Source organism: Aliiruegeria sabulilitoris, from assembly GCF_001558155.1.
Classification (GTDB): Bacteria; Pseudomonadota; Alphaproteobacteria; order Rhodobacterales; family Rhodobacteraceae; genus Tropicimonas; species Tropicimonas sabulilitoris.
The window spans coordinates 1-12,650 of sequence record NZ_LOAS01000056.1 but is presented as its reverse complement, the minus strand read 5'-3'; the positions used below and the strand labels follow the sequence as shown (position 1 = coordinate 12,650).

Annotated in this window: 12 protein-coding genes; 2 read left to right on the top strand and 10 right to left on the bottom strand. The window is 63.4% G+C overall.

The window, feature by feature from the left end:
- The 10 genes from mdoH to AX756_RS23755 form a co-directional block, all read right to left on the bottom strand.
- Window positions 1-1,781, bottom strand: a 1,781-nt coding sequence (gene mdoH / locus AX756_RS23795; protein WP_068318133.1) for a glucans biosynthesis glucosyltransferase MdoH, incomplete at its 3' end; no start/stop codon positions are given.
- Complete coding sequence (locus AX756_RS25900; protein ID WP_156461662.1) at window positions 1,774-1,935, bottom strand: hypothetical protein; 162 nt, start codon at window positions 1,933-1,935, stop codon at window positions 1,774-1,776. The genes mdoH and AX756_RS25900, both read right to left, overlap by 8 nt.
- Window positions 1,936-1,940: 5 nt before the next feature.
- Window positions 1,941-3,512 carry an OpgD/OpgG family glucan biosynthesis protein gene (locus AX756_RS23790; RefSeq protein WP_068318137.1) on the bottom strand — a complete coding sequence of 524 codons (1,572 nt, stop codon included), beginning with the start codon at window positions 3,510-3,512 and terminating at the stop codon, window positions 1,941-1,943.
- Between the two features lie 154 nt (window positions 3,513-3,666).
- Window positions 3,667-4,731, bottom strand: coding sequence for a glycosyltransferase family 4 protein (locus AX756_RS23785; protein ID WP_068318129.1), 1,065 nt, complete (start codon window positions 4,729-4,731; stop codon window positions 3,667-3,669).
- Window positions 4,728-6,320 carry an ABC transporter permease gene (locus AX756_RS23780; protein WP_068318126.1) on the bottom strand — a complete coding sequence of 531 codons (1,593 nt, stop codon included), beginning with the start codon at window positions 6,318-6,320 and terminating at the stop codon, window positions 4,728-4,730. Before AX756_RS23780 ends, AX756_RS23785 begins: the two co-directional genes overlap by 4 nt.
- Window positions 6,317-7,123 (bottom strand): ABC transporter ATP-binding protein, encoded by an 807-nt coding sequence (locus tag AX756_RS23775; RefSeq protein WP_068318124.1) that lies wholly within the window; start codon window positions 7,121-7,123, stop codon window positions 6,317-6,319. The genes AX756_RS23780 and AX756_RS23775 overlap by 4 nt, the downstream gene beginning before the upstream one ends.
- Window positions 7,113-8,111, bottom strand: a complete 999-nt coding sequence (locus AX756_RS23770) for an ABC transporter substrate-binding protein (protein ID WP_068318122.1) — start codon at window positions 8,109-8,111, stop codon at window positions 7,113-7,115. The genes AX756_RS23775 and AX756_RS23770 overlap by 11 nt, the downstream gene beginning before the upstream one ends.
- 28 nt (window positions 8,112-8,139) lie before the next feature.
- A complete protein-coding gene (locus AX756_RS23765; RefSeq protein WP_082739340.1) occupies window positions 8,140-9,129 on the bottom strand; it encodes a lysylphosphatidylglycerol synthase transmembrane domain-containing protein in 990 nt (329 codons plus the stop codon).
- A gap of 5 nt (window positions 9,130-9,134) precedes the next feature.
- Window positions 9,135-10,772, bottom strand: coding sequence for a sulfatase-like hydrolase/transferase (locus AX756_RS23760; protein WP_068318119.1), 1,638 nt, complete (start codon window positions 10,770-10,772; stop codon window positions 9,135-9,137).
- Window positions 10,769-11,530, bottom strand: a complete 762-nt coding sequence (locus tag AX756_RS23755) for a CDP-alcohol phosphatidyltransferase family protein (protein ID WP_068318117.1) — start codon at window positions 11,528-11,530, stop codon at window positions 10,769-10,771. The genes AX756_RS23760 and AX756_RS23755 overlap by 4 nt, the downstream gene beginning before the upstream one ends.
- A gap of 7 nt (window positions 11,531-11,537) precedes the next feature.
- On the opposite strand from AX756_RS23755, the gene AX756_RS23750 reads away from it, so the two are divergent.
- Both AX756_RS23750 and AX756_RS23745 read left to right on the top strand, forming a co-directional pair.
- Window positions 11,538-12,179 (top strand): cytochrome b, encoded by a 642-nt coding sequence (locus tag AX756_RS23750; protein WP_321186394.1) that lies wholly within the window; start codon window positions 11,538-11,540, stop codon window positions 12,177-12,179.
- A 75-nt stretch (window positions 12,180-12,254) separates the two neighbouring features.
- Window positions 12,255-12,650: IS6 family transposase (locus tag AX756_RS23745; protein ID WP_156461661.1), on the top strand; the 396-nt coding region annotated here is incomplete at its 3' end.

The window sequence follows — 12,650 nt, the reverse complement described above, 5'->3', positions numbered from 1 at the left end:
CTCAAATCATCCCTTGCGCCAACGGAGCCGTCCACACATGGCAGCACCCAGTACCGAAATGTTGCACGAAAATCTGATACCACTGGTGAAGAGCGTATATCATCAGAAACAAGGAACACTGCCGTTGAAACTGGTCGAGACGTAACGGCAACAACCAGTGGAGCAGCGACAAGCGGCAAACCGACAGGCAGCAGCCAGATAATGAGTGTCGGCGAAAAATGCAATCCCGCGGCCAGAAGTGCGGTGCCAGTCAGCGCGATTCCACGACTAGCGCGCCAGCTTTCGGCAAGCCCGAGGCTTCCTTCGCCGCGCTGGCCTGCCGGCCAGCCCCCGTCATGTCCCAACAGCACCTTGGCAACAGCATGTGTCTGGTAGGCCATCATCAACGGCGCCAGCAACGAACTGAGCAGAACCTCGGCTATGACAGAGAGCGAGGAGAGCGCAGCGCCGCCGAAACTCTGTACGCGTCCGGTTCGGACGACCCCGGCCCAGATCGCGATCTTGGGCAACAGAAGCAGACAGCAGATGCCGAGAGCCAATGCGATCAACCCGCCCGTAGGATCGTCGGGAAAGACCGGAAAGAGCCCTTGCGGTTCGGGGAAGTAATCCGGCAAGGGCGTTGTCACCGTTGCAAGAACCGAGACCAGCAGGAACAGCGCCCAGAGCGGCGAGACGAGGTATGTGAGCGCGCCCTGAAGAAACTGGAACCGGCTCCAACCGCGAAGGCCCGGCGCCGTGATCAGTCTTGTGTGCTGAAGGTTGCCTTGGCACCAGCGGCGGTCGCGGCGCGCATAGGTGAGCAGGTTTTCCGGCCCCTCCTCGAAACTGCCACCAAAGCGCTCGTCGATCTCGACCCTCCAGCCTCCACGGGCCAGCAGCGCCGCTTCGACATAGTCGTGGCTCAGGATCGTCCCGCCGAGCGGCGGCTTACCTGGTAATTCTGGCAGCCCGCAGCAGGCCGCGAAGGCGCGTATTCGGAAGATTGCGTTATGTCCCCAGTAGGTCCCGGTGCCGCCCTGCAACCGTATCAGCCCGCGGGTGAAGAAGGGTGCGTGGAATGCCGACGAGAACTGGATTGCCCGCCCGAATAACGAGCGCGCGCCGATGATACGCGGCAGCGTTTGCAGGAGGCCGAGATCCGGTTCTGCCTGCATTCGCGCAATCATGCCACGCATGGTCTCGCCCTCCATGAGGCTGTCGGCATCTAGAACGATCGCCAGATCGTAGGCCCCGCCGGAGCGGCGGATAAAGGACTCGATATTGCCCGCCTTGCGACCGCGATTGTCCGACCGGTTCCGGTAGAAAATCCGCCCCGTCCCACCGGTTTCCGCCAGCAGCATCGCGAATATGGCCCGTTCGCGGTCGCGTGCTGCTTCTGTCTGACTGTCCGACAACACCGCGATGTCGATTTCCAGCCCCGCGGACCGTATCGAGCGATCCATTGCCGCGACCCGGGCGAAGACGGCGACCGGATCCTCATGGCAGATCGGCAGTAACAGAACGGTGGGCGGTTGAGGTTGTGCCAGTTCGGGCAAGGGAGCGCGGTCGTCTCGCCCTGATAGGCCGAGCATCGCTTGCACCGCGCCCCAAGCCAGCCAGATCGTCGTGACGAAAAAGATTGCGCAGCGCACTATGTCCCAGATCGACACGCCATTGCGCGCAGAGATTTGCGCCAGTGCCACAGTTGCCAGCAATCCGCACAGCGCCGCCAGCCCGAGGCAGGCGACGCGGAGCGAGCCGGGCGCCCGACGGCGCGCGGTGATGAGACCGACATCACGCATTTGAGGGGAATAACAGGGATAGCAGGCGCGCTCCCAGGGCGAGACGCTCCTCGCGTATCAGCACCTGCTCCGGCATTTCGAGTGGCGCTTCGGGCGGCACCCAGAGGTCCACTCTCGCCAAATCTTTCTCAATGGTTTCGGGATGTTCCGACATGGTCTTTAATCCCCGCCAATCCATTGATAGAGCCAGTTCTCTGTTACAGTCCGGTCATCAACAACAATGGCTGCCAACAACTCGACCAATTTGTCCGGCGAGGCCTCGATTTCGAACACCAGACGCCAACTGTCGGTCCCATCGATCCGGAACAGCACCGGGTCGATCACCTCTGCACCGCTTGCGATCACACGAGGTTCAACGCGTTCTTCCTCGAAATGTTCCGCCAGCGATACGCCCTCGAAATCGATCGCGAACTTCCGCCGGTCTGTCCGCGGTTCCAGCCCGGCCACGCCGCCATGACCGGAAAGCGTGCGGACGACGTGGCCTTTCTCGGGCGCAGCGCCGGGCGGATCCAACCCCCAATGCAACCGGTAGGACAGGTCCAATTCGTCGCCCGCGGCGACAGGCTCCCCGGGCACCCAGAAAGCCACGATATTGTCATTGGCCTCGAGGTCCGAGGGGATCTCCACCAGCCGGACAGTGCCTTTGCCCCATTCGCCCAGCGGCTCCACGATCAGCGACGGGCGGCGCTCGTAACGTGCGCCTGCATCGAGGTAGTCCCGGAAGTCACGGTTTCTCTGGACCAGCCCAAAGGACGTTGGCGACTCCGCGCCGAGATAGGAATTGGCCAGCCGAGGCGGGTTGTTCAGCGGCCGGACGTAGTGTTGTCCGCCGGTCTCCAGTACCAGCATCTCACTGTCATGCACGCGCCGACGGTAATCGTCGAACGCCCCGGCGTCGTTAGGCCCAAAAAGAAACATCGAGGTCAGAGGCGCTATGCCGACCTGTTCCACCGCCGCGCGGAAGAACAGCCGAGAGGTGACATCGACCCGCGTCGTCTCGCCGGGAAATAGCTCGAAGCGGTAGGCACCGGTCACCGAAGGGCTTTCGAGCGCGGCATACAAGACAAGGCTCTCGTCACCCGGGCGCGGCCGCTCGATCCAGAACTCCGTAAATCCCGGAAACTCCTCCGGCCCGCTTATCCCGGTATTGATCGCCAGACCGCGGGCACTGAGGCCGTAGAGCGAGTCCCGTCCGAGCGCGCGGAAATAGCTTGCGCCGAGGAAGACCACCAGTTCGTCATAGACATCCGGTCGATTGAGGGGGGTGTGTATTCGGAAACCCGCCACGCCCGGCATGGTGAAATCCTCGGGTATCCGCTCCTCCAGCCCGTGGTCATAGGTGAAATCGGCCGGGGTGAAGTAGAGCGCGCGCGTCTCGCCCCCGATCAGTTCATGAATCCTCACCGGGTGCTCGAAAAGCCAGCCGATGTGAAAGGCCTGTAGCGTGAAGGGCGTCCCTTCATCTGCCCAGCGGGCGTGATCCGGGCGAAACCTGATACTGCGGAAATCGTCGTAGTCGAGCTTGGACAGCGGCCCATCGATTTTGAGCGGCGGTTGGTAAGGGGCGGCGCTGGCCGTACGCATCCTTTCGCTCAGCCTGTCGAAACTGAAAGGCGCCGGCTCCGCGGGCGTCAGAGCCAAAGCGGCCTCTTGGGCGCCGATTGGCCGTCCTGCGGCCATCAACGCGGCCGCCGCAACCGTGCAGAGCGCCTGCCGGCGGGTCGGTCGCATCCTTGGCGCGACATCGCAGAACACCTTGGTCTCAGAAATCACTTTCGAATTCCCCCGAAACTTTCCATTAATCCTGAGGCAGTTGGAAACGAAGTCAATTGGTCGAACGGTGTCCGTAAGGGGGCTTGGCGGGATGTCGCCCGCTGCTGGGCTGCTAGAAGCCGTTTCCAGCCTGCGGGGCGAGTTGGTTGATCAATTTGCTGGCGATCTCTGTCTGCTGTGGCCAGCCCGGTTGCGCTTTCCCGGCCTGCAGGGCCGCTGCGGCAAGCCGCGTCCGAAGCTCCTTGTCTTCGAGTATGCGTTGCAGCGCGTCCGCGAATGCCATCGCATTATCAGGCGGAACCAGCAGTGAAGCCGATGCAGGCAGCGTCTCCCGCACCGCCCCCGTATCGCAGGAGATGGCCGGCAAGCCATAGCTCATGGCCTCGTCAAAGACGATGCCGTAACCTTCATAACGGGTCGCCAGCGCAAAGACTGACGCCGCACGGTACAGGCGTTGCAACTCCTCCAACGTTACCCGGCCGGCAAGGCGTATACGGCCCCCGAAATCCAGCTTGGCTAACTGCTGCGCGAGCACCTCGGCATGTTCGGGGTCCCAAGCGCTGCCGACGATCACGGCGGTCCAGTCGAAATCTCGCAGGCTTGCCAGCGCCTCGATCAGAACGTCATGACCTTTGCGCGGGTGCAGGATTCCGACCGAGAGGATCAGCGGGGGGTCGATTGGCTCCGACCGGCCCACGGCAGGCGCAACACCGGGCCGCAGAACAGTGATGCGGTCCGGGTCCACCTCGTATCGATCGACGAGGATAGACTGCGTATGCGGGCTCGGCACGAGGACGTGGGCGGCGAGTCTCAGGTTGTCTCGCTCGGTGCGGTAGAGATGCTCGCGCCGTGCCTCCGACAGTCCACTTTCAAGCGCCAAAGGGTGGTGGATCATGGCGATGACGGGGGCAGAGACCTGCGCCAGTCCGGCTGTGTCGATGGCGCCGAAGACCAGCCCGTCCAGAATCAGTGGTTGGTCCGACGGCAGTGCGGCCAGCGCTGTAACGGCTTCCTCCATCTCCCGCGCAGAGGGATCGGGAAAGCTCTCTGCCAGAACGATATGTTGCATGTCGTGGCCTGCAGCGCGCAGATGCTCCAGCAGGTGGCGCTCGTAGAGATAGCCTCCGGTGAGGGTGGTGATGTCGCCCGGGATAGCGAAGGCGGCGGGCGCAGTCATCGTGCCACCTGCTCGGAAGCGAAAACGGTCAGTACGCGGCGTTCCACCCAGCCGATCCCGGCATATCCAAGCGCCGATAACACCGAGACGATAACGACCGAACTCCAAAGCATGTCGTAGTCCGACAGCGAAGCCGACAGCGCCATCAGGCTGCCGATTCCTCGGCCCGTGGCGAGCCATTCGACGACCGTAACCGCGAGGACGGAGGCCGGCACGCTCATCCGCGCAGCGGCGAAGAAGGCAGGCAGCATGACTGGCACCTGCACGTGCCAGAGCCGGGCGAAAGGGCCTGCGGCATAGGTGGAGAAGACGTCGAGAATCTGTCCGGGCGCCTGCCGCAGCCCGTGCAGGCAAGCGACGAAGGTCGGGAAGAAGACCATCACCGCGACCAGCGTGATCGTCCCTGCCGCGCCGCGCCCCAGCAGCAGCACGATCAGCGGTGCGGTGGTGAGGATCGGCACCGAGCGCAGTGCAACGGCGATGAGCGTTGCCGACGGGGTCAAGGCTGGCGCGAGAGTGAGCAGGATCGCCAGCCCCGCCCCGAGTGCCAGCCCTCCGACAAATCCCGGCAGCAGGAAGACCACGGTCTCGCCAAGCGCCCCGGCAAGTTTTTCGCGGGTTTCCGTAGCATCAGGCGCAGTGAAGAGCGCCACCCAGACGTCGTCAGGCCGCTTGGCGAAAAACGGGTTCAGATCGAATGTCGTCATCGCGCCCCACCAGAGAAGCAGCGCCATCGCAAGGACGAAAGCCGTTCGCATGACAGTTGCCGCCAGCCCTTGCGCGTGGCCCGTGCGAGGGAGGGCGGGCGGGGCGAGGATCAGCGGCGGCGGATCCCGCAGTACAGCGCGAGACAACCATCCCACCGCGGTATAGATCAAAATCGAGACCGCCGCGGAAATGCTGGCCAACGCCCAGATCCCGGCAATATCGAGGGTACGGATCGCGCGGATTGCCAACAGCCCCAATCCCCGCTCGGCGCCCGTGAACTCGCCAACCATGGCCCCGAGGAAAGCCGCAGGCGCCGCGATCTGCAACCCGGCGAATAGGTATGGCAGGGAGGCGCGGGCGCGGATATGCACCAACTCGGCCAGACGCCCCCGTCCATAGCTGCGCAGCAGTTCGAGCCAACTCGCTGGCGCGGCACGCAGCCCGACAAGCAGCGGCACGAATGTCGTGTAATAGACGGCGAGCGCGGCCAGCGTGATCTGCGGCCCCGGCCCGGGACCGTAGAGTACCCGCAAGATCGGCCCGGTCGCAACGAGCGGCAGGCAGAAAACCAGCAGCGCCAACCCGGCGACAACCGGCTCCGCGCGTGGCCAGGCGAGCGCCGCTCCCGCCAGTCCGATCGCCGCCAGGTTACCCAGTACATAGCCCAGGGTCGCATTGCCTAGGGTCTCCCGCAGTGCCCGCCAGATGAGACCGGAATTTTGCAATATATGCACTACAACGTCGCTGGGAGCCGCGAGGATATAGGCCCCGGCAAGCGCGCGCGCGGCAAGTTCCCAAGCCAACAGAATAACGATTGTTCCAACAATGCCAGATGCTCCTCGGCTCACGCGTTCCGGCAATGGATCCGCAAGCGCGATCATTGTGCTGCCAAAGGCGGTTTCGTGGCGCGGACGCCCTCAGCCAGCGCTTCAGAAACGGCCTCCACCAAGCGACGGAACTCCGTGCTTCCTGTCACGGCCGGCGCACGGGGCCGTTCGAGTTCGATCCGGATATCGGCGATAATTTCCGCAGGTCGCGGCGTCAGCACCAGCACGCGGTCCGACAGTAGCACCGCCTCGCCAATGGAATGGGTAACGAGCAGCGTCGTTGTCTGCCGCTTCTCCCAAAGCGGCGGAAGATCATCGGCAAGCTGGCGTCGCGTCAGTTCGTCCACCGCCCCAAACGGCTCATCAAGTAATAGAAGTCGAGGCCTAGTCACCATCGAACGCGCAATCGCCGCCCGTTGCCGCATGCCGCCTGACAGCGCCCCGGGTCGGGTGTCGGCGAACCCTTCCAGCCCCACTAGGCGGATCAAGTCCTCGACCGCTCGTGGGTCCGCCGGGCGCCGCGCCAGCTTCAGCGCAAGCTCTATATTGCCGCGCACCGAGCGCCACGGCAGCAGCGACGGATCCTGGAATGCCACCGCCAGACCGGCATCGCGCAGCATCTCCGCTGGCGACACACCGCCGATCAGAACTTCTCCCGCGCTTGGCGTCTCCAGTCCCGCTATCAGCCTGAGAAGCGTGGATTTTCCGCAACCCGACGGACCGACTAACGCCGTCGTTTCACCACCTGCAATCTCCAGATCGAGCGGCCGCAGAACCTCCACGTTGCCGGGGAATGCCTTCGTCAAGCTACGGCACTGGATGTCCGGAGACGCATCGTTGTCAGTATTAGCCACCATGGACTTCTTCGAGGATGGAGCGGTCCCAGAGCGCGGGCGAAACCTTGCGACCAAGCAGCGCGAGCGTCTCGATATTCGCCTCCACCGTCTGGTCCGTCCACCAGCCGAAGCCATGTTCATCGGTCAATTCCGAGAACATTAGCGGCACCTGCCGCGCGGCCTGCAGCTTCTGTGTCTCCAGGTCGAGCCCTGCATCGGGATAGGCCTCCAGCGTCAGCGCGGCGGCGGCATCGGTATCGGCGCGATAAGCCTCCCAACCGCGCACCTCACCCGACATCAGCGCGACCAACTGGTCCCGGCGCTCGGTCAGGCTCTCCTCGGTGGCGATATAGGTCTGTGAATGGACCGCGTAGCCGTAATCGGCCATCAGCATGGTCACGCTTTCGATACCTTCCATAGCCATCGCCACTGGCAAGTCGGTTTCCCAGCAGAGCAGGCAATCGACCTCGCCGGCCAATAGAGGCTGAGCGGAGTACTGCGTGGGAACAACTTCGATAGCCTCCACGTCCACGCCGTTGAGCGTGCAGAGCGCCTGCAGAACCGGCATGTTCGCCAGAGCCATGCCGATCTTCTTGCCAGAAAGGTCCGCCGGCTCCCTGACCGGGTTCGCAAGAAGCGAAGCAATCACGAAAGGGTTTTTCTGCATTGCCACACCGAGGATGCGGAAGGGCGCGCCTTGTTCGACGGCGGCGGCGGTGTAGTCGGCCGCCGAGATGCCAACAAGCGCGCTGCCCGAGACCACGGGTGGTTCCACCGGTGCATTGGGCCCGCCCTGTAACAGCGAGACATCGAGCCCGTCCTCATCCCACCAACCGCGCGCGCGCGCAATGTAGCTACCGGCAAATTGAACGGAATGGAGCCAGGACAGTTGCAGGCTGACGGGCGTGGTGGCCCAGGCACGCGGTGCGGAGAGGCCTAGGACGGCGCTTGCCGCGCTGGCGGTTCCAGCCGCGAGAACGGTACGGCGACTCGGCTTGAAATATGCCATGAGATCCTCAATTTAAAACTTCACGTCTTCAGCTTAGTGGGCGATTCCGGTTCGGCAAGCGAGAAGGCGACGGCGAGCTGCTGGAGCGGCGCACCCTTGCCAGGAAAAGACAGCTCATGAGAACGACCAGCCCGGGAAGCGTGCTGGCGAGGAAGACCAGCCCGAAGACGGTACTGGCGGCGAGCCCCGCCGCCGCCGTGGCGCCGGCAAGCGGGAAGAGCGCCGCCGCCGCGCCCTCTCGCAGGCCCCAGCCGCTGATCGAGAGTGGAACAACCATCGCGTAAAGGATGAGCGGAACCAACGCCAGAACGTGCACCGGCGCCAGCACCGTACCGGTGGCCCGGGTGCAGAAAGCAAAAGCGGTGAGGTTGCAGACTGTTGCGCCGAGACTCAGAACCACCTGCAAGGCGAAGACGCGGCGGCCGAGAAAGGCGAGGGATAGTGCGCCGCGAACATTGCGGAACGCGCGTCCGACCCGTCCCGGCAGGCGAGGCGCCAACCACAGCAGAACGATACCCGCCGCAGCGACGGCGGAGGCCGGCCCTGCCAGGGTGCGCGCCGTGTCGGGCGGAAGCGCGCCGCCCGACGAGAAAGCAGCCAGCGCCAATCCCGCGAGCATCACAACGAAAAGCATGACCTGTCCGGCGAAGCGCTCGAAAATCACCGCTTGCCCGGAGATGACCAGCCCTCCGTCGTTGCGCGCGCGATAAGCCCGACCCGCATCGCCAAGCATGCCGCCCGGGAGGACCTGATTGGCGAATTGAGACAGGTAATATTCCCGAAGAACCCGGCCGAGTGGCAGCGATTGTCCAAGCCGAGCGGCCGTGAAGCGCCAACGCAACGCGGAAAGAAACGTCTGCAAGGTCAGCGCGGCAAGTGCCGCGAACAGCCAGCCCGGTCTTGCCCCGGCGAGGTCGCGCCCGGCGGCCGCGCCGTCAAGTTGGCTCCAAAGCAGCGTCATCAGCACAATCGCGACGACGAGTTGACCGATCCAGATCCAGAGAACGCGTTTGCGCATCAGGCTCAGCCCTCCGTTCCGGGGAGTGGCGCGGTGGTGAAAGCGCGCAGGATCATGTCCCGCATCCGGTCCATCGGCACGACGGGCTCCGGCGCCGGCACGAGCCCGCTGCGCCAGCCCCAGTCGTCGATTCGTGTCACCAGGGCGGGCGGCCCGATTACATGAATCGGCACGTCCGGCCGTTCGTCCTGCGCGATCGTTCCGGATGTCTGGTGATCGCCCAGCACGATCATCAGCGGCGGGTCATCCGCGTGTAGCGCGGCGTAGTCGAAGACGGTTCTGAGGGAATAATCCACCGCCTTGCGATACTGCACCTGGACCCGTTCCGGGTCGCTCCAGACAACGCGGGGCGGGTCGCCCGATGTCGCCATCTCGTCGAAAATCCTCCCGTCGCCGAGTTCCTCCCAGTCCAGCAGGTCCGGCACAGGTACCCAGGGCGCATGCGACGAGACGAGCGGTACTTCCGCGAAAAGCGGTGGCGCTTGCTGGTCATGGCGCAGCAGTCGGTCCAGTGCAGCCAGGGTAAACTGGTCCGGCATGGTAACCCAGTTGAAGGGCTTGCCATTGTAGCCAAGATCCTTCGCCGCCAGCACGGTGTCGAAACCCATTTCCGCCGCTTCCGGCCATGGCATGGTAATCGCTGGGGCTACCACGGCGGTACGTAAGCCGTTCCGTCTCGCGATGTGAAAGAGCGATTGTCGCTCGGATGCCAGCAGCGCTCGGTAGCGGGACTGGTCATTGACCCAAAGACCGTTGGCGAAGGTTGCATGCGAGAGCCAGCTCTGCCCACCCCGCGTTGGCGCGGAGAGATAGGCAGATCGAATCGCGAGCCCAAGCGCTTCCAGCCGTTTCGTTTTTGCTTCCAGCGTCGCCCGGTGCCGTTCGGCGTAGAAGGGCGTGTCGAGGCTGGCCCGGCCATAGCTCTCGATGAAGATAACCAACACGTCGCGGTCGATTGCGTCGAACAGGACCGGTTGCCCTGCCAGTCCATCGCGTGCGGTGGCCTCGGTGAATTCCCGAAGGCCGGCCAGCGTTGACTGCACTTCGCGAACAGACTGGAACGCGTAGTGGGTGGCGCCTGCGATGCCAGGAATTCCCGTGGTGTTCCATCCCGCGGGCAACAGCCGCGCCTCGCTCGCTGCAAGGATCGCCGCCACCCCGCAGCCAAGTGCTGCCAGCCAACGCCCCCCGGTTGGCAGCGCGATCCGAGCCCAGACACCCGTCGCCCACCAGACCGCCGCGACCACGCCAATGACCAGCAGAGCAGCAACGACTGTCGCGCCAAGGGCGGCGAGGCGGCCGAACGCGCCATCTATCATGCGGAAGGCGGCGTTGAGCAGGGGCACGTCGGAGACCGGGTCGAAAGGCCGCCCATGGACCATCTGCATCCCGAAATCGGCGGTTTTCAACAGGAAGATCGCCGTCATTGCGCCTGTCAGGGCAAAGCGGAAGACGACACCAAGACGCGACGTGCCGAGCACCAGAAGGGCTAGCAGGATCACCGGAAGCTCAAGCGTCGGCTGCAGCAACATCGCCCGCGTCAGGCCGCCCGGATGGTCTGGCTGCACCAGCAGAGCTTGCAACAGCAAAGCAGCGACAAAGGCGGCGATCCAGCGGCGCCGTGGTGGCTTCCCAGCTGTCATGCCCGCTGTCCCCAGAGCCAATGAATGTCGCGCGCGAAAGACGCTAGCACCGCAAGTGCCGCCCCAGTGGCAGCCAAAAGCCCGAGCCCCGAAGCGCCGGCGAGCGGTGGTGCTTGCAGCGCCACGAGTGCCGCGATCTGCAGCGCGCAGACGGCCTTGCGACTGAACCGTTCCGGCAACGGCCCGCGCAGCCATGGTGCAACAACCATCGCAGCCAGGAACAGGAAACGTGACGCTCCCAGGATCACCGCAAACGGCCAGGCTAGCCCGTCGGCAAGCGCATGCAATGCCAATACCAGCGCAAGGCAAGAGTCCGTCTCCATGTCAAACCGCGCCCCGAAATCCGAGATAAGCCCGCTCCGCCGTGCCAGCCATCCATCGACGCCATCCAGCCCCGCTGCGACAGCCGCCACGGCAAATTCGGGCCAACCCCGCTCTGTCCCTGCAATCAGCGGCGTGACGAGAGCCAGCATTAGGGCCCCACGCAGCAGCGTCACCGCGTTACACGCACCTAAGACGGCATGCGGGTAGTGCACGGGCAATTGCCTTGCAAGCAACGACAGAGCCGCAATACAAAGGCCGAGCCCGACGAGCCAGTAACTTCTCGCGATAGTGTCGAAAAACGCGAAATGCAGCCCCGCCCAGATCGTGAGCCCCAACGACCCCGAAAGCAGCAATCCACGCCATGGCGGCAGCGTGTCGCCGCTCGCCGCGCGTTTGACCGCTGTTCCAGAGATTTCTTGATACGGTGTTGCCATTGCGACAATGATCGGTCTTGCCACAGCAATATCAAGTCGCATCGCGACGCCGCTCGATACTTCGCGGCAGAAATCTATCGAATTAACGGGAATTACCGAGATGCAAGACAAAGCTAAAGGCTACACCACACCCGCGCGCCTGCTGCACTGGACCGTCGCGCTTTTCGTGCTTCTGCTTATACCCGCAGGCTTCGTCATGGTCCAACATGGGTTACCCCGGACGCTTCAAAACACCCTCTTTCTATTTCACAAGAATTTCGGCGTGATCGTTCTTGTCCTTATGCTTCTGCGGGTCGCCTACCGTTTCTTTGTACGGCCCCCCGCGTTGCCCGATCATTTGCCAGACTGGCAGCGAAAAATCGCCGATATTTCTCATCGGTTGCTATATGTTGCACTCTTCGTCATGCCGATCTCCGGCTATATCCGTGTCCGGGCGGGTGGCTTTCCCATCGAAGGGCTGGACGCACTCGGCATCGGCACTTTGCTGCCTCGCTCCGAAATGATCGCCAATGTCGCCAAGACGATCCACTACTTGACCGCGTTCGCAATTGTCGTGCTGCTTATGATGCATATCGGCGCCGCTCTCCAGCACGCACTGCTTCGGCGCGATGGTGTTTTCGAGCGCATGTGGCCGCCAACGCGTCGTTGAGCGGCCAATGCCTGAGAAGGCGGTGTCAGAAGAACGTGGCTTGAGATGGGGCAGTGGGCTGACTAGCTTCCCTAGATGGCAAAACGCGACCCGTTCAAGTACTTCAAGACGAGCCGCGAGATCATCCGCCTGGCGGTGATGCTCTACGTACGCTTCCCCTTGTCGCTGCGGAACGTCGAAGACCTGCTGCACGAGCGCGGCATCGACATCAGCCATGAATCTGTCCGGTTTTGGTGGAACCGGTTCGGCCCGATATTCGCCTCCGAGATCCGAAAGAAACGGGCCGAACGGCTGTGTTCAGGGCCGCAGTTGCAATGGCATCTTGACGAGATGTTCGTGAAGATAAATGGCGAGCGGCACTATCTGTGGCGGGCCGTCGACCACGAAGGTGAGGTTCTGCAGCGCTTTGTGACGAAGGCACGGGACAAGAAGGCGGCATTGAAATTCCTAAAGAAAACAATGAAGCGCTAC